Raw genomic sequence first — 17,233 nt, 5'->3', positions numbered from 1 at the left:
CACGAGAATGGAAAGGCAAGGGATCAGGCCGCGCACCGCCCCAGATCGGCGGCGGCGGCTCACTCAGTGAGCATCTGCAGCGGGACGCGGCGGCGGGCGGCGGCGCCGGCCCAGACGAGTCCGCACCCGACGGCGGCGGCCAGCAGCAGCAGCCCGGCCATCACGCCTCCGGTCGCAGCATCCCCCGTGAGGGTCGCGCGCAGCAGCACCAGCCCGTGGGTGGACGGCAGCGGCGCCGCGGCCGCCGCGATGACGGGGGGCACCGTGCCGGACAGCCCCGCGGCGAGGGTGAGCAGGCCGAACGCGAGGGCGATGAGGCGTCCGATGCCGCCGAAGGCGGCGGCGAGCCCGAGGTTCACGGCGCCGGAAACGGCTCCCACGAGCAGGGCGGATGCCGCGAAGGCCACCCACTCCGCCGGCCCCGCGGCGACACTTGCCAGCACGACGGGCGCCACGATCAGCCCCTGCACCGCGCCCAGCACCATGACCGGAAGCAGCGCCGCGCCGGCGATGCGACCGGACGAGACCCCGGTCAGAAGCCGTCGCGGCGGCACGGCCTGGAAGGCGAGCGCCGAGGCGAGACCGCCTGCCCACAGCGCCAGGGCCGCGAACAGCGGCGCCGACTGCAGTCCGGGAGCCGCCGCGTCCTGATCCACCAGCACCGGCTGCGCCACGACGGTCGACAGCGTGGCGATGTCGGAGGCGCTGTAGGTGGGGATCTGCTCCGCAGCCTCGCCCAGGCCCGCCGCCAGCTGCTGGGCGCCCTCGTCCACCTGCGCGCTGCCGTCCGCCGCCGCGCTCGCGCCCTCGGCGAGCGTGCCGGCGCCGGTGTGCGAGGCATCCGCGCCCGCCGCCACCGCCTGCGACCCGTCCGCGGCGGCATCGATGCCGCTCACCAGCGGTGGCATCGCGCGGGCGAGCGCCGCGTTGCCGTCCCGCACGGCGCGCGCGCCGGCCGAGAGCGCCGAGGCCCGCTCGGCCGCCGCGACCAGCTCGTCCAGCGCTCCCTGCGCACGGTCGCAGAGCGGCCCCGCTGGGTCGCAGAGCAGGTCGACCACGATCGCGAGCCGCGCGGTCGCCCGGTCCAGGCGTCGCGCGATGTCTTCGACGCCGGCCGCGACGGCGGCAGAGCCCCGTGCGAGCGCCGCCGTGTCCGCGGGCAGTCCGCTGCTCGACGTCGCGAGGCGGTCGAGCCCGGCGGCGAGGTCCGCTGCGCCGGAGGCGAGCTCGTCGAGCCCGGCGGCGAGGTCTTCTGCGCCCGTCGCGACGCGGGCCGTGCCGTCCGCCGTCTGCGCGGCGCCCGCCGAGAGCTGCTGGGCGCCGTCCGCGGCGCTCCCGATGCTCTCGCCGATCGTGTTGAAGCCGTCGTAGACGCCGCCGAGATAGCTCCCGATCAGCTGACGGTTCAGCGCTGCGGCGGCCTGCTGGGTGACCACGGCGGTGATGGCCGGATCGAGCCAGGCCGACGCCGGCGTCGTCTGCACCTGCAGGGTCGCCTGACGGGCGCTCGATGCCGGCCCGCTGTACGAGGTGGCGTCAGCCGAGAACGTCGCCGGGACCGTCACCACCGCGGCGTAGCGCCCTGCCGCGAGTCCCGCCGCCGCCTCGTCGCCGTTCGTGAGCACCCAGGTGAAGGTCGCCGGGGGGTCGGCGGCGGGCGAGGCGCCGTCGGCGCCCGGCTGCGCGGGCTCCTGGGCGGCCATGAGCCCCGCGGCGAACTGGCGTCCGAGCGGCACGGTCTGCCCGTCGATCGTCACCGGCACGTCGTCGTTGACGATCGCCGCCGTGATGCGGTCGAGGTCGTTCGTGGGCGTGGCGAGGGCCCACGCCAGCAGGCCGCTCACCAGCAGCGGCACCACCGCGAGTCCCACGAGCGCCAGGCGGCCGGGGCGCTCCGCGCCGGAGATCGCCGAGAAGTCGCGTCGCGGCATCCGTCATGCCTCCCGAGCCATGGCAGCCGTCGCGGGCGCTTCCAGAACGAGCGTGCGCACGACGGATGCCTCGGGCAGCGCATCCGCGACGCTCGCCGTGTCGCGGGCCGCCACCACGAGGGTCGTGCCGGTCAGGGCGCTGCGCACCCGCGCCCGCTCCGACGGCTCGGCGAGCGCGTCGAGCGCGTCGATCATGATCACGGACGGACGCGCTGCGGCAGCGTCGGAGAGCGCGCCGGCGGCATCCGTGCTCCGCATGGACACATACGCGGTGCGCGCTCGCACAGCCCCCGACCGCACCGGCAGCACGAGCCCGGTCACCTTCAGCCGTCGTGCGGTCACCGGGGCGCGCCCGCCCAGGGCCAGCAGCAGCGCCGTGCGCTCTGCGGCGTCCCCGCCGGTCACCACGAGCACCTCGCCGGCGCCGAGCCGGATGTCGGCGCCTTCCGGGCTCGAGGTGAACGAGGTGCGCACGCCATCGCCGGCGATGGCGAGCCCGGCTCCGTCCGGCGGCCAGTCGGCGAGCTCACGTTCCCGTGCGATGCCCTCTCCCTCCACGTCGAAGCTCGGCAGCACGCGGTCGAGCCAGCGCGGCATCGCCCAGGCCAGGTCGCCGAACAGCACCAGCACGGCGGGGATGAGCGCCATCCGCACGACGAAGGCGTCGATCACGACGCCGACGGCGAGACTCAAGGCGATCGGCTGGATGTTGGCGTCGCCCTCCGGGACGAACGCGGCGAAGACGGCGAACATGATCGCCGCCGCCGCGGTGACCACCTTCCCCGAGGTGATGAAGCCGTCCTGGACGGCGCGGGTCGCGCGCCACGGCGCCGGTCCGCTGTGGACGTACGCCTCGCGCATGCGACTGACGAGGAACACCTCGTAGTCCATTGCGAGGCCGAACAGCACCCCCATGAGGATGATCGGCATGAAGCTGACGACCGAGCCCACCGCCGCGACGTTCAGCGGCCCGGCGAGGAACCCGTCGACGAACACGAGGGTCGTGACGCCGAAGGCCGCGCCGATCGACAGCACGAAGCCCAGCGCCGCCGTCACCGGGACGACGATCGAGCGGAATACCATCGCCAGCAGCACCAGGGAAAGCCCCACCACGAGGAGGCCGAAGGGGAGCAGGGCGCCTGCCAGCCGGTCGGAGATGTCGATGCCCGCGGCCGTGTAGCCGGTGACCGACAGGTCGACGCCGAACTCCTGCTCGAAATGGTCGTGCATCGCCCGGAGCCGGACGACGAGCTCCTTGGTCGCCTCGGACGAGGGCGCACCGTCGGGGATCACCTGCACGATGCCGGTGTCTCCCGTCTCGTTGGGCGTCGCCAGCGGGACCGACGCCACACCGCGCACGGTCGCGATCTCGGCGCCCAGGTCGTCCATGAGGCCCACCGGGTCGGTGCTCTCGATGACCGACCCGGTCACCAGCAGAGGTCCGTTGTAGCCGGGGCCGAAGTGCTCGGCGATGAGGTCGTAGGTGACGCGGGCGGGCTGGTGCTCGTCGAGCGAGCCCGCATCGGGCAGCGCCAGCCGCAGGTGCGCCGCCGGGATCGTGAGGGCGCTGAGGGCCACCACGATCAGGAGGATGGATGCGATGGGCCACCGCGTCACGCCGCGCACCCAGTACGTGAAGAAGCCCGGCCGGGCGGGCTTCGACGCTGTCTCGGCGCCGGCCTCCTCACGATCCTCGGCATCCTCATCCGCCTCCTGCGCATCGCCGCCGGGCGGCCGATGGCGCCGGGCCACGACCCGCCACCCGGCGAAGCCGAGCAGCGCCGGGGCGAGGGTCAGCGAGATGCACACCGCCATCGCCACGGCGAGCGCCGCCGCCACGCCCATCGTCGTCAGGAAAGGGATGCCGGCGACCGCCAGTCCGAGCAGCGCGATGATGACGGTGGTCGCCGCGAACGCCACCGCCGAGCCCGAGGTCGCGATCGCGAGGGCCGCCGACTCCTCGGGATCCATGCCGGCCTTGAGCTGATCCTGGTGGCGGGCGAGGATGAACAGCCCGTAGTCGATGCCGACCGCGAGCCCCAGCATGAGCGCCAGCAGCGGCGTCGTCGAGGTCACCGTGATGACGGGGGTCACCATCATCACCAGCGACAGCGACGCGCCCACGCCCAGCAGCGCGGTCACCAGCGGCAGCCCGGCGGCGATCAGCGAGCCCAGGGTGAGGAACAGCACCACGAACGCGATCGCGATGCCCAGCAGCTCGGTGATGCTGATGCCGGCCGCGTCCTGCGAGAACAGCTGCCCGCCCACGGCGACCTGCGATCCGTCCGGCAGCGCCTCCTGCAGGTCGGCGCCGGCCTGCTGCAGCGCCGCCGAGGTCGACGGCAGCACCGCGGTCGTTCCCACCGACAGCTGGACGGGCACGATCACGGCGGAGTCGTCGGCGGCGATGTTCGCGCTGGATGCCGATGTGTACGGCGAGGTCGCCGAGGTCACCTGGGGGATCTGCGCGATCGCGGACGCGGTCTCGGTCACGGAGGCTTCGAACCCCGGATCGTGCACGCTCGCTCCGGGCGGTGCGACGGCGACCATCTGCGCGGAGGTGCCGCTGACCTGCGGGAACGTGCGCGCGAGCGAATCGAGCGCCTCCTGCGACTGGGTGCCCGGGATCGTGTAGGTGTTGTCGGTGCCGACGCTGAGCAGTCCCGCGCCGGTGAACAGGACCGCCAGGGCGCCGATCCAGACCACGAGCACGCGGACGCGGGCGCGGAAGGCCCACCTCCCCAGAGCATAGAGAGCCGACGACATGTCGCCCCTCTCGTTCAGCCGCCCCAGGACCCTTCGCACAGGCTACGCCCGCGCCGCGCCCGCGATCAATGCGGAAGGGGATGCCGCGGCTCGCCGCGACATCCCCTCACCGGATCGGATCAGATGCTGATCAGCCGACCGCTTCGATCGACTCGTAGCCCTTTCCGTTGTACTTCTGCACCACGACCTCGGACACGGCGGGGATGCCGTCCTGGGTCGTGTCGATGGCGGCTCCCGGCAGCATGAACGGAGCGTCGAAGTCGCTGATGTTCAGCAGCGCCTCCATGAAGCTCTCCCGCGTGGGCTCCGTCATGTTCTGGAACGCCTGCTCGAGCGTGGCGGCCGCGATCCAGCTCCACACGCAGTGCGGGAAGCCGGGGATGCCGTCCTGGTTGGTGTACTCGGCCAGGGCCTCCATGAACACCTTGCCCTCCTCGCTCTCCTGGAAGGCGGGGCTTGCGGCCGCCTCGGAGAACGCGACGGTGTAGATGCCGGGGAAGGCCGAACCGCCACCGGGCTCGAGGATGGCCACCGGGCTCGACGTGTTCGACGGCAGGAACCAGCTGGGCAGCCAGCCGAGCTGCTGCGACTTCTGCAGCGCCGCGATCACCAGCGGGGTGATCGACATCGCGTTGAAGAAGACGTCGGCGCCGGTGCCGGCCAGCTCCGTGAGCTGCGCGTCGACACTGGTGTCGGTGGCCTCGTAGGTCAGCTCGCCGACGATCTCGATGTCGGGGTTGTCGGCGATGGCCTCCTTGAAGCCCTCGACGTAGCCCTCGCCGTAGTCGTCGTTCTGCGAGAGGATCGCGACCTTGTGCGGCTCACCGGACGCGACCAGCGCCTCGCCGAACGCGCGGCCCTCCTGCGGGTAGGTCGCCACGAAGCCGAGCTGCCACGGGCTCTCCTCGCGGTTGCTGAACAGGGGGTCGCCGGTCTGGGCGAGCACCTGCGGGAAGCCCTCGTCGATCGCGGCCTCGCGCCACGCCCGGTTCGTCGGGGTGCCCAGGCCGATGCCGCCGGCGAAGACGCCCTCGGCGACCATCTGCTGGAAGTTGGCCAGCGCCTTCTGCGGGTCGTACTGGTCGTCGTACGTCTTGATCTCGATCGTCCGGGTCTTCCCGTCGCCGAACGTGATGCCGCCTTCGGCGTTCTTGACGCCGAAGTAGGCGATCGCGCCGTCCGCGGTGCAGTTGCCCGGTCCGGCGGTCGCCCCCGTCAGGGGCGTGGTGATGCCGAAGGTGAGCGTCGTGTCGGTGATGCCCGGGCTCGCCGTCGTCTCGCCGTTGTCGCCTTCGTTGCCGGAGTCTCCGCCGCGCGCACATCCGCTGAGGATGAGCGCGACCGCGGAGGCCATGGCAACGAGACCGACGGCGCCCTTCAGGTTCTTGCGCATGTTCATGCCTGCCTCTCTGTTTCGGAACCCTCCGCCTGCGTTGCGGGCGGAGTGGGCTGTGGGGATGGGGTCTGGTCGGTCCCACCGCTGCGGCGCCGGAAGATGCGCCGGATCACGCGGGGGAGCGAGACCAGTCCGCCGGGGAGCAGGAAGAGCACCGCCACGAGGATGACGCCCTGGCTGATCGCGGTGATCGTGGGGTCGATGGCGTTGGTCACCTGCGGGACGAGCACGTAGTAGATGCCGCCGATGAGCGATCCTGCGATGCTCGCGGCGCCGCCGACGACCATCGCGGCGAGGAGGCTGATGGAGTGATGGAACGCCATCGTCTCGGGCGAGGTGTACTGCACGGCCACCATGTAGAGGAAGCCGCTGGCGCCGCCGAACAGCGCGGCGATCGTGAACGCCATCACCTTGTAGCGGTACGGGGAGATGCCCATCGAGCGGGCGACCGCCTCGTTCTCCTTGACGATGCGCATCGCCCGGCCGTACTTGCCGCGCACCAGGTTGTAGGCCAATGCGAAGGCGACCGCTGCGATCACGATGACCACGTAGTACTGCCACTGGTCGTCGTACAGGCCCGTCCAGTCGGGCGCGGACGAGAAGCGCGCCGACGTCCCCTGGGATCCGCCGGTGAGGTCGGACAGCCGCTTGGCCAGCGGCACGCCGATGATCGGGAGCGCGATGGTGACCATCGCGATCGCGAGGCCGCCGAGGCGGGCCGCGGCGAAGGCGATGATCAGGCCCAGGAGGGCGGGGATGACGCACGCGGCGATGAAGATGACGACGATGTTCCAGTCGTTGACCACCCCGTAGGCGGTCACGTACGCGCCCACGCCGAGGAAGAAGATCTGGCCGAGCATGATCTGGCCGGTGTAGCCCATGATGATGTTCAGCCCGAGGACGGCGACGGCGTAGACGCCGATGCGCGTCAGGGTCTGGTTGACGAACACCGGCAGCATCAGCGGCAGCACCGCGAGCACGACCGCGACGACGAGGAGGATCAGCCAGCGCACCCAGGGCCGGCGGAGGAGATCGGAGACCTGGCTCATCAGACTCGCACCACGACCTTCCTGCCGAACAGACCCTGTGGTCGCAGGAGCAGGACCACGAAGAGGATGATGAAGGGCACCGCGATCTTCAGGTCGTGCCCGATGAACGGCACGTACACCGCGCCGAGGTTCTCGAGGACGCCGATGCCCCAGGCGGCCACGACCGCGCCGATCGGGCTGTTCAGTCCGCCGATGATGACCGCGGCCAGCGCGTAGACCAGGGCCGTGTCCATCATCGTCGGGGTGAGCGTCAGCTGCGGGGCGACCAGGGCGCCGGCGACCGCGCCGAGGGCCGCGGCGAGCCCCCATCCGACCATGAGGAGGCGCCCCACGGGCAGTCCGGACAGGGCGGCGGAGGTGGGGTTGAACGACACGGCCCGCAGCGCGAGGCCGAGCTTGGTGCCGATGAACAGCAGCTGCAGCAGGAGCATGATGGCCACGAGCACCGCGATCGTGCCGAGCGAGCGCACGCTGATCACGGCGCCGAAGACGTTGATGGTATCGAGGGGGAACAGCGATGGGAACTGGCGGTTGTTGTACCCCCACAGCCAGCCGCAGATGCCGGTGAACAGCGTGAGCAGACCGATCGTGACCACGACGGCGGTGTCGGGGTCACCGCCTTCGAACCGGCGGATGAGCAGCCGCTCGACGACCGCCCCGATCACGAAGGAGATGATCAGCGAGATCAGGATCGCCAGGATCGTGGGAACGCCCCAGCCGACGAACACGTAGGCGATGTAGGCCGAGAACACCGCCATCGCGCCCTGGGCGAAGTTGATGAGACCGGTCGACTGGTTCACGAGCACGATGGCCAGGGCGAGCGCCGCGTAGATCGACCCGGTCGACAGCCCGTCGACGACCAGCTGGATGAAGGTACCCACTCACCCTCCCAAGTAGGCTCGGCGGATCTCGTCCATGCCCTTTAGCTCGGCGGACGATCCGGTCAGGACGTTGCGGCCCGTCTCCAGCACGGTGGCGGAGTCGACGACCGTGAAGGCGAGGTTCGCGTTCTGCTCGACGACGAGCATCGCGATCCCGGAGTCCTTGCGCAGTCGCTGGACCGCCTCGTAGACCGCCTTCGCGGTGCTCGGCGCCAGCCCCAGGGATGCCTCGTCCAACAGCAGCAGGCGCGGCTTGGCCATGACGGCGCGGCCCACCGCCAGCATCTGCTGCTCGCCGCCGGAGAGGGCGGAGGCGCTCGAGGAGATGCGCTGCCTCAACTGCGGGAACAGCTCGAGAAGGTAGTCCAGGTCCGCGGCGATCGCCTTGCGGTCCTTGCGCAGGTAGGCGCCCACCCGCAGGTTCTCGCGCACCGTGAGCTGGCCGAGCGTGCCGCGGCCCTCGGGCACGTGGGCGATGCCGAGCTTGGCGACCTGCTCCGGCCGCAGGCCCCGGATGTCGCGCCCCTCGAACGTGATCCGCCCGGTCGTGCGCACGGTGCCGGAGATGGCCCGCAGCGTCGTCGTCTTGCCCGCACCGTTTGCGCCGAGGATCCCGACCGCCCCGTTCTCGGGCACGGACAGCGACACGCCGTCGAGGACCTGCACGTTCCCGTACGAGGCGGTGACGTCCTCCAGCTCAAGCAGCGTCATCGGCGGCATCCTTCCCGATGTAGGCCTCGATCACCCGCGGATCCGACTGCGCCTCGGCCGGCGTCCCCTCCATGAGCTTGCGCCCGTGGTCGAGCACCATGACGCGCTCGGTCAGGGCGGAGATCAGGCCCATGTTGTGCTCGACGACCACGACCGTCACGTCGAAGTCGTCGCGGACGCCGCGGACCAGCTCGATCAGCCGGTCCACCTCCGCGTGCGGCAGCCCGGCCGCCGGCTCGTCGAGCAGCAGGAGGCGGGGCTCCAGCAGCAGCGCCCGCGCCAGCTCGATGCCCTTGTGGAGGCCGTGGGACAGCTCGTCCGGCGTGCGCTGGGCGGCCCACCCGAGGTCGAGCCGCTCCAGCATGTCCAGGGCGCGCTGCCGCTCCCGGCGCTCGTCCTTGCGCGTGAACGGCAGCCGCAGCGACCACTCGACCGGCCCGCCGCGCAGGTGCGGGTGGGCGCCGAGCATGACGTTCTCCAGCACCGTCTCGTTCAGCTGCAGCGCGGCATGCTGGAACGTGCGCGCCAGCCCGAGCCGCGACATCCGCCAGGACGGCTTGGACAGCACCTCGACGCCGTCGATGGTCACGCTGCCGGACGATGGGCGGTAGTGCCCGCTGATGCAGTTGAACAGCGACGTCTTGCCCGCCCCGTTCGGGCCCACGAGCCCGAAGATCTGCCCGGCAGGCACCGTGAAGCCGACATCCTCCAGCACCTTCACTCCGCCGAAGTGCAGGTTGAGATCCCGCACCGTCAGTTCAGCGCCCATGTCAGTCCTTCGCGTCCTCGCGTGCCTGTCGCCTCTGGGACGGGATCGGGTGCCCCCGAGTGGGAGCGTGGCACCGTCCTCAGATTGTGGACGAAATCAGCGTGCGGTGCCACGTGGTTGCGCAATCGTGATGGAACCGACTGCTGCGCGAAATCGACACGCCACTCGTCCTGTCTACATCGTCGCCGGATGCCGGGCGTGGTGGGTCGCGCGATTCGCATGAACGGAAATCCCATCGTTGATATTCGTCCGCCGAGACCTACGCTGACGGCGACCGAAAGGAAGGGTCGAGGATGACGGAGACACTCGCACAGGCGATCGAACGGGTCGGCAGCCCCGTGGAGCTGCTGCGCAACCAGAACTGGCCGGCGTTCACGTTCCCGGTCGCGCCGGAGTTCACCAACTGGCGTGACGAGCAGCGGGCGTGGAGCACCACGGTGGCGGTGATGGACCAGTCGCATCACATGACGCAGCTGTTCCTGCACGGCTCGGACCTCATCGAGCTGCTCAGCTCGATCTCGCCGAACACGTTCAAGACGTTCCGCCCGGGTGTGGCGAAGCAGCTGATCTCCGTCAACAAGGACGGCTACATCATCGGCGACGGCATCCTCTTCTACAACGCCGAGGGGCCGGAGGGCATCGTCCTGATCGGCCACCACCTGCTCATCGACTGGGTGCGCTTCAACATCGAGAAGGCGCAGGGCGCCGGCAAGGACGTGCACGCGCGACTCGAGGCCAACTCGCACATGCGTCAGGGTCCGCCCACCTTCTACCGCTACGAGCTGCAGGGCCCCAAGGCCGACGAGGTCATGGAGAAGCTGTTCGGCGGGCCGGTGCCCGAGCTCAAGTTCTTCCACATCGGCGAATTCCAGATCGCCGGGAAGAAGGTCCAGGCGCTGCGCCACGGCATGGCCGGGCAGCCGGGCTTCGAGTTCTACGGACCGTGGGAGGACAACGAGGTCGTCCTGGCCGCACTGATGGAGGCCGGCGAGGAGTACGGCATCCGCCGGGTCGGAGCCAAGGCGTACTCGTCGTCCCCGCTGGAGTCCGGCTGGGTGCCCACCCCCTTCCCGGCGATCTTCGACGAGGACTTCGCCGAGTACCGCGAGTGGCTGCCGGCGGCAAGGGCCGGCAACATCGCCGGGTCGCTGCACTCCGACGACATCCACGACTACTACATGACCCCGTTCGACCTGGGGCTGGGCAGGTCGGTGCGGTTCGACCACGACTTCCACGGACGGGACGCGCTCCAAAAGCACGCCGAGAACCAGCGCCGGCGCAAGGTCACGCTGCTGTGGAACGCGGACGACGTCGCCGCCGTCGTGAAGTCGCAGGTCGAGCCCGGCACCCCCGGCAAGTACCTCGATTTCCCGAAGTCGCGCTACGGCCTGTTCCAGATGGACGAGGTGCGCAAGGACGGCCGGCTCGTCGGCATCTCGACCGACTGCGGCTACGTCACCAACGAGCAGCTCTACATGTCGCTGGCGACCGTCGACGTCGAGCTCGCCGACGGCGACGAGGTCGTCGTGATCTGGGGTGAGGACCCGATCTCGCGCAAGCACTCCGTGGACCGGATCCACCGCCAGATGGAGATCCGCGCCACCGTCGCGCCGGCACCGTACCAGGAGTATGCGCGCACCGTGTACCGCGCCGACTGAGCGCGCCGTCGCCGGCGGAGGCCCCGGAGGTCTCCGCCGGCGATGCCTCCTCCTCGAATTCCGCTCAAAGGAAGCCAGTACGATGGTGGGCGGGGAGAGGAGGATGCGGTGGCGCGTGGCTCGGCGGGACTGTCGGTGCTCTCGCGGCACCTGCGCATCCTGGAATCCTTCGACGCCTGGCATCCGTTCCTGACCCTCAGCGAGATCGCGCAGGCCGCCGACCTGCCGCGCTCGAGCACGCACCGGCTGGTCGCCGAGCTCGAGAAGGAGGGTCTGCTGGAGCGCCTTCCCGATCGCACCTACCGGCTCGGGGTGCGGCTGTGGGAGTTCGCCAGTCGCACACCGGGAGCGGTCGGTCTGCGCGAGATCGCGCGGCCCTGGCTGGGTGCGGTGCACGAGCGGGTGCGTCAGCACACGCAGCTGGGCGTGCTCAGCGGGACCGACGTCCTCTACATCGAGCGGATGTCGACGCGCGATGCGGTGGTCAACGCAACCCTCATCGGCGGCCGGATCCCCGTGCACGCCTCGTCGATCGGACTCGTGCTGCTGGCCAATGCCGACCCGGGCCTGATCGACCAGGTCGCCGAGGGGCAGCTCAAGGTCTACACCGAGCGCACGCCGCACACGGCGACCGAGCTGCGGGCGATCCTGCGGCGCGTCCGCGGCGACGGGCACGCCGTCACCGACGGGTACATCCATCTCGCCTCGCGCGGCATCGCCGTTCCGGTCATGGGACCGGACGGCACCGTGTACGCCGGAATGGGCGTGGTGGTGCCCAGCGACGGCACGCCCGCCGCACCGTACGTGCAGCTGCTGCGGCGGGCGGCCGCGGGCGTGGCGCGCGACCTGGCGATGGCCTACCGGCCGGACGTGGACGAACGGGCCCACGGCATCCGCTCGCTGGTGACCGGGTCGCGCGCCTCGCTGGAATACCTCGAGAGCCTCGGCTCCTGAGCCCACCGGGGTCGCCGATCAGAGCTTGCCGGTGGTGCGCCAGCCGCCCTGGTACTCGGTGCGTGCCGTCTCGGCGTACGGCACGGGGCTCACCACGGCGCGCACCTCGAACTGCTCGTGGGGCTCGACGGTCGTCTTGCGTGAGCCGCCGTCGGGCTCGCCCCACACCACGCGCACCTCGGCGCCGACCGGGACGTCGTGGTCGACGGTGGCCAGCGACAGGCCGCGCTTCTCGTTCGCGGTGACGCCGGTGAACAGCGACAGACCGACCGTGTTGCCGTCCGCGTCGATGACCGCGTCGTAGTTGCTCGAGCCGTAGTTGGCGTTCGGAAGGTCGAAGAACTGGTAGCCGGGACCCTCGCGGTCGAGCACCGTGGCGAGGATCTTCGCCAGATCCTCGTCGTTCCAGGCGAGGGTGACCTTGCGGCGCTGGTGCTCGGGGTCGAGCTTCTCGAGGGCGTCGCGGCCGATGAAGTCGTGGTCGAACTTCACGAACGAGCCGTAGCCGAGCTCCCACGGGTTGAGGTAGTAGTCCTCGATGTCGTCCGACACGAACGACCCGGCCAGCGCGTTGATCGCCTCGTAGCTGTCGGCGGGCAGCCACTCGCGGTAGGCGCGCTCCGCCTCGCTCGAGTAGATCGCCGGAAGAGGCGAGGGGATCCAGCCCGACTCGAGGGTGTTGGAGGAGTACGCGCGCGAGCCGCAGGGCTCGATGCCGAACTCCCGTCCCGCCTCGAGGATCGCGTCGCGCACCCTGCCGTGCTCGGCGTACGGGCCCCACAGCTCCAGGCCGGGGGCGCCCGCCATGCCGTGGCGCAGCGTGCGCACGGGCGTCCCGGCGATGGTCATGTGGCCCATGTGGAAGAACTTCACCTTCTCGACCGTGCCGCCGGCGAGCTTCTCGATGATCGCCCAGGCATTGGGCCCCTGGATCTGGAAGCGGTAGTAGTCGCGGTGCACCGCCTGCCCGTAGGGGCGCGAGGGGGAGCGGTCGTCGTAGCGGAACTCGACGTCGTAGCCGCCGGTCTCGGCGTGGAACTGCAGCCAGTTCGCGCCCGGCGCGCGACCCACATACACGTACTCGTCCTCGCCCTCGCGGAAGAGGATGCCGTCGCCGATCACGCCGCCGTTGGACGCCGTCGGCACGAACTGCTTCGCCGTGTCGACGGGGAAGTTCGCGAACGAGTTGATGCCCGTGTCGCTGAGCAGCTTCAGCGCGTCCGGGCCGGAGACGAAGAAGTTCACCATGTGGTGGGTCTGGTCGTAGAGCACCGCGGTGTGCCGCCACGCCTTCTGCTCACGGCGCCAGTTCGTGAACTCCGCGGGGACCACCGGGTAGATGTAGGTGCCCAGCTGCGAGTCGCGCAGCATCCGGACCGTGTTCCCCTGCTCGTCCAGCAGTTCCTGCAGGTTGCGTGCCATGTTTCCTGTCTCCTTCGACGCGCGGTCTGTGATGCCGATCGTACGAGCAAAATTTACCTATGTCCAGAGGTATTCTTGGAGTACGCTGACCTCAGAGACGAGGAGGACGAAAATGGCCACTTCCGAGAACTTCGATCTTGCGCATCTGGGCGGCATCGAACTGTTCACGCCGAAGTTCGAGGAGAGTCTGCACTTCTTCCGCGACATCTGCGCCATGCGCGAAGTCGCCCGGATCGGCGACTCCTCGTATCTGCGGTGCTGGGACGAGTACCAGCTGTACACGCTCAAGCTCACCGCAGCCGACACGAACGGCGTCGGGCGCACGCTCTACCGCGCCACGAGCCCGGAAGCGCTCGAGCGTCGCGTCGCCGCCATCGAGGCGGCCGGCCTCGGGCACGGCTGGCGCGACCCCGAGGTCGGGGTGGGGCGCTCGTACGAGTTCGAGGACCCGGACGGGCACCTCATGGGGATCTACTACGACACCGAGCACTACGTGCCCGACGACGAGGACCGCCCCGCGCTGAAGAACCAGGCCTCCGCCTACCCCGGCCGCGGCATCAACGCGCGTCGCATGGACCACATCAACTACCTCGCCGCGGACGTGAACGCCGCCGGCGAGTTCTGGCGCGACGTCATGATGGCCCGCGAGTCCGAGCGGGTGCGCATGGATGACGGCCGCTATGCGGCGTGGTGGTTCCGGTTCCACCAGAAGTCCTACGACGTCGTCTACTCCGAGGACTGGACCGGTGCGCGTGGGCGCTTCCATCACTTCGCGTTCGCGCCGGACAGCCGGGAGGACATCCTCAAGGCCGCCGACATCTGCCTGGAGAACGGCGTCTACATCGAGTACGGACCCTACAAGCACGCCATCAACCAGACCTTCTTCCTGTACGTCTGGGAGCCGGGCGGCAACCGCATCGAGTTCGCCAATGCGCAGGCGCGCCTCATCCTCGACCCGGACTGGCCCGTCGTCGAGTGGAGTCAGGCCGAGCGGGCCAAGGGCCAGGCGTGGGGCATGAAGACCGTGCCCACCTTCCACACCCACGGCACCCCGTACGTCGACAACCAGGAGGAGATCGACCGCAAGGCGCTCGCCGGCGAGCTCTGATCCGGGGAGTTGCCCTTCCCTGACAAGCGGGCTATGGTGCAGGGCACCGGGCACCGGACACGAGCAGCGAAGCTCCACGACCGACCGCCCGGCGCATCGATCCAGCGGGGATCGATGCTCCGATCAGGGGTGATCGAACGGCGCGTCCGGCCGTGATGTGGCGCGCCCGCGTGATCGCTCCGAGGCGATCACTGGAGCGGGCGATGGGCAACGTCGGACTTCTATATGTCGGAGCGGTCCTCTTCATCAACGGCCTGATGCTGATCGGGGTCATCCCCGGCAAGGGCGCAGGCATCCTCAACTTCTTCGTGGGCACGATGCAGGTCGTCTTCCCGACGATCGCGCTCATGCAGAGCGGCGGAGACCCGGGCATCGTGTTCGCCGCCGCCGGGATCTACTTGTTCGGCTTCACCTACCTCTACGTCGGCTTCATCCAGTGGACCGGTCACGGCGGCGAGGGACTGGGCTGGTTCTCGCTGTTCGTGGTCATCTGCGCGATCGTCATCGCCGCCGTGCTCTTCCTGCGCGAGGGTGACCCCTTCTTCGGCGTGGTGTGGCTGCTGTGGGCCGCGCTGTGGTTCCTCTTCTTCGTGCTGCTGGCGCTGCACAGGGAGGAGATCACGGTGCTCACCGGATGGTTCACGATCTTCGTGTCGTTCATCACCGGCACGATCCCGGCGCTGATCCTGCTGACCGAGGCCTTCGCCCTGGACGGAGTGTGGGCGATCGTGCTCGCGGTCATCGGCGTGGCATCCCTGCTGGTCTCGATGTCCCTCGGGCGAAAGCGGGTCCCGAAAGCACCGGAGCCGGTCGCGGAGGTGAGGTGACCCGATGCCCCGCTACGACTTCCGCTGCGGATGCAGCGCCGAGTTCACGGCGACCTACCCGATGAGCGCGGTGCCTGAGGTCGCCGACTGCCCACGCTGCGGAGAGAGAGCGCGCCGTCGGCTGACGGCGCCGCACCTGAGCCGAACCGGATCGGCCGCCTTCGGACTCATCGACCGCGCCGCCAGGTCGGCGCACGAGCCCGAGGTCGTCTCCGGTTCGCTCCCCGGCCGTCGGCGTCGGCCCGGCACGCCGGTCACGAGCAATCCCCTGCACGCCAAGCTGCCGCGCACCTGATCCTCGCGCGACCGGTTCGCGCTTCCCCCAACTGAACACCGACATCAACTCGATTTGGAGAGAGCAATGCCTGAAGTCATCTTCCCCCTCGATTCGAGCAAACCCTTCCATGAACAGGAGAAGCTCGGGCACAACCGCTGGCACCCCGAGGTTCCGCCGGTGGCGACGGTCAAGCCGGGCGACGAGTTCCGCGTGGACTGCCGCGAGTGGTTCGACGGCGCGATCCGCAACGACGACTCCGCCGAAGACATCCTCAACGCGCCGCTGCTGACGGTGCACAAGCTCTCCGGCCCGTTCCGGGTGGAAGGCGCCAAGCCCGGTGACCTGCTCATCGTCGACATCCTCGACGTCGGGCCGATTCCGCAGGAGGAGGGCCCGCTCGCCGGTCAGGGCTGGGGCTACACCGGCATCTTCTCCCGCAACAACGGGGGCAGCTTCCTCACTGACCAGTTCCCCGACGCCTATAAGGCGGTCTGGGAGTTCTCCGGCCAGATCGCGCGGTCGCGCCACGTGCCCGGAGTCTCGTTCGCCGGTCTGATCCACCCAGGCCTCATGGGCACCGCGCCCTCGGCCGAGCTGCTGGCGAAGTGGAACAAGCGCGAGGGCGATCTCATCGCGACCGACCCCGACCGCGTCCCGCCGCTGGCGCTGCCTCCCGAGCCCCGCGAGGCGATTCTCGGGTCGCTTCCGGAGTCGGAGTACGAGCGCGTCGCCGGCGAGGCGGCCCGCACCGCCCCGCCGCGTGAGAACGGCGGCAACCAGGACATCAAGAACCTGTCCAAGGGCACCCGAGTGTTCTACCCGGTGTTCGTCGACGGCGCGAACCTGTCGGTCGGCGACCTGCACTTCTCGCAGGGCGACGGGGAGATCACCTTCTGCGGGGCGATCGAGATGGGCGGCTTCATCGATCTGCGCGTCGACATCATCCCCGGCGGCATGGACACGTACGGCGTGCACGAGCACGCGATCTTCATGCCCGGAAACGTCGACCCGCGGTTCGACCAGTGGATCGCGTTCTCGGGCACGTCGGTGACGCTCGACGGCGAGCAGCGCTACCTCGACTCCCACCTGTCGTACCAGCGCGCGTGCCTGCACGCGATCGACTACCTCACCAAGTTCGGCTACAGCCCCGAGCAGGCCTACCTGCTGCTGGGCGCCGCGCCGATCGAGGGGCGCCTCTCCGGCGTGGTGGACATCCCGAACTCGTGCTCGACGGTCTACATCCCGACGGCGATCTTCGACTTCGATGTCCGTCCGTCGGCGGCAGGACCCCACCAGATCGACCCGGGAATCGGGGCACCGCGCGCCGCCAACGCCTGACGTGCCCAGGCCGTCACCGGCCCCTTCCTCTGGGGAGAGGGGGCCGGTGACCAGGGCGTCCGACCCACCGCACTTCAGAGGAGAGATCTCGGTGGTCGGGATGTCGGTGGTCCGCGAGTAAAGTGGTCCGGTGCCAGAAGCCGTCA

Annotated in this window: 14 protein-coding genes; 6 read left to right on the top strand and 8 right to left on the bottom strand. The window is 70.0% G+C overall.

Translation table 11 applies throughout. The features are described from left to right. Window positions 1-59 precede the first annotated feature (59 nt). From ACIWQI_RS07585 to ACIWQI_RS07555, 7 genes are all read right to left on the bottom strand, one after another. Entirely contained in the window at window positions 60-1,931 is a 1,872-nt protein-coding gene (locus tag ACIWQI_RS07585; protein ID WP_396656537.1) for a hypothetical protein, read from the bottom strand. 3 nt (window positions 1,932-1,934) lie between these two features. Continuing rightward, window positions 1,935-4,697, bottom strand: a complete 2,763-nt coding sequence (locus tag ACIWQI_RS07580) for an MMPL family transporter (protein ID WP_396656536.1) — start codon at window positions 4,695-4,697, stop codon at window positions 1,935-1,937. A 130-nt stretch (window positions 4,698-4,827) separates the two neighbouring features. Continuing rightward, on the bottom strand, window positions 4,828-6,096 hold the full coding sequence (locus ACIWQI_RS07575; RefSeq protein ID WP_396656535.1) for an ABC transporter substrate-binding protein: 1,269 nt from the start codon (window positions 6,094-6,096) through the stop codon (window positions 4,828-4,830). Beyond that, entirely contained in the window at window positions 6,093-7,142 is a 1,050-nt protein-coding gene (locus ACIWQI_RS07570; RefSeq protein ID WP_396656534.1) for a branched-chain amino acid ABC transporter permease, read from the bottom strand. The genes ACIWQI_RS07575 and ACIWQI_RS07570 overlap by 4 nt, the downstream gene beginning before the upstream one ends. After that, entirely contained in the window at window positions 7,142-8,023 is an 882-nt protein-coding gene (locus ACIWQI_RS07565; RefSeq protein ID WP_396656533.1) for a branched-chain amino acid ABC transporter permease, read from the bottom strand. The genes ACIWQI_RS07570 and ACIWQI_RS07565 overlap by 1 nt, the downstream gene beginning before the upstream one ends. Beyond that, window positions 8,024-8,734: an ABC transporter ATP-binding protein gene (locus ACIWQI_RS07560; protein ID WP_396656532.1), complete on the bottom strand. Its 711-nt coding sequence runs from the start codon at window positions 8,732-8,734 to the stop codon at window positions 8,024-8,026. Then, window positions 8,721-9,503 (bottom strand): ABC transporter ATP-binding protein, encoded by a 783-nt coding sequence (locus tag ACIWQI_RS07555; protein ID WP_396656531.1) that lies wholly within the window; start codon window positions 9,501-9,503, stop codon window positions 8,721-8,723. The genes ACIWQI_RS07560 and ACIWQI_RS07555 overlap by 14 nt, the downstream gene beginning before the upstream one ends. Before the next feature lie 293 nt (window positions 9,504-9,796). On the opposite strand from ACIWQI_RS07555, the gene ACIWQI_RS07550 reads away from it, so the two are divergent. Together ACIWQI_RS07550 and ACIWQI_RS07545 are read left to right on the top strand one after the other, a co-directional pair. Beyond that, window positions 9,797-11,161 (top strand): aminomethyl transferase family protein, encoded by a 1,365-nt coding sequence (locus ACIWQI_RS07550; protein WP_396656530.1) that lies wholly within the window; start codon window positions 9,797-9,799, stop codon window positions 11,159-11,161. Window positions 11,162-11,269: 108 nt separating this feature from the next. Further along, window positions 11,270-12,115 (top strand): IclR family transcriptional regulator, encoded by an 846-nt coding sequence (locus ACIWQI_RS07545; RefSeq protein ID WP_396656529.1) that lies wholly within the window; start codon window positions 11,270-11,272, stop codon window positions 12,113-12,115. 18 nt (window positions 12,116-12,133) lie between these two features. Here the strand turns inward: ACIWQI_RS07545 and ACIWQI_RS07540 are convergent, their stop codons facing one another. After that, entirely contained in the window at window positions 12,134-13,537 is a 1,404-nt protein-coding gene (locus tag ACIWQI_RS07540) for an aminomethyl transferase family protein (RefSeq protein ID WP_396656528.1), read from the bottom strand. A gap of 112 nt (window positions 13,538-13,649) precedes the next feature. Between ACIWQI_RS07540 and ACIWQI_RS07535 the strand changes: the two genes are divergently transcribed. The 4 genes from ACIWQI_RS07535 to fmdA all read left to right on the top strand — a co-directional run bounded on the left by ACIWQI_RS07535 (window position 13,650) and on the right by fmdA (window position 17,087). Beyond that, window positions 13,650-14,645: a VOC family protein gene (locus ACIWQI_RS07535; protein ID WP_396656527.1), complete on the top strand. Its 996-nt coding sequence runs from the start codon at window positions 13,650-13,652 to the stop codon at window positions 14,643-14,645. A 170-nt stretch (window positions 14,646-14,815) separates the two neighbouring features. Next, a complete protein-coding gene (locus tag ACIWQI_RS07530) occupies window positions 14,816-15,472 on the top strand; it encodes an AmiS/UreI family transporter (RefSeq protein ID WP_396656526.1) in 657 nt (218 codons plus the stop codon). A 4-nt stretch (window positions 15,473-15,476) separates the two neighbouring features. Beyond that, window positions 15,477-15,767, top strand: coding sequence for an FmdB family zinc ribbon protein (locus ACIWQI_RS07525; protein WP_396656525.1), 291 nt, complete (start codon window positions 15,477-15,479; stop codon window positions 15,765-15,767). A 66-nt stretch (window positions 15,768-15,833) separates the two neighbouring features. Then, window positions 15,834-17,087: a formamidase gene (fmdA, locus tag ACIWQI_RS07520; RefSeq protein WP_396656524.1), complete on the top strand. Its 1,254-nt coding sequence runs from the start codon at window positions 15,834-15,836 to the stop codon at window positions 17,085-17,087. The last annotated feature ends 146 nt before the right edge of the window (window positions 17,088-17,233 follow it).

This window comes from Microbacterium sp., from assembly GCF_044508325.1.
GTDB lineage: Bacteria > Actinomycetota > Actinomycetes > Actinomycetales > Microbacteriaceae > Microbacterium.
This window is presented reverse-complemented; position numbering and strand designations above follow the sequence as displayed.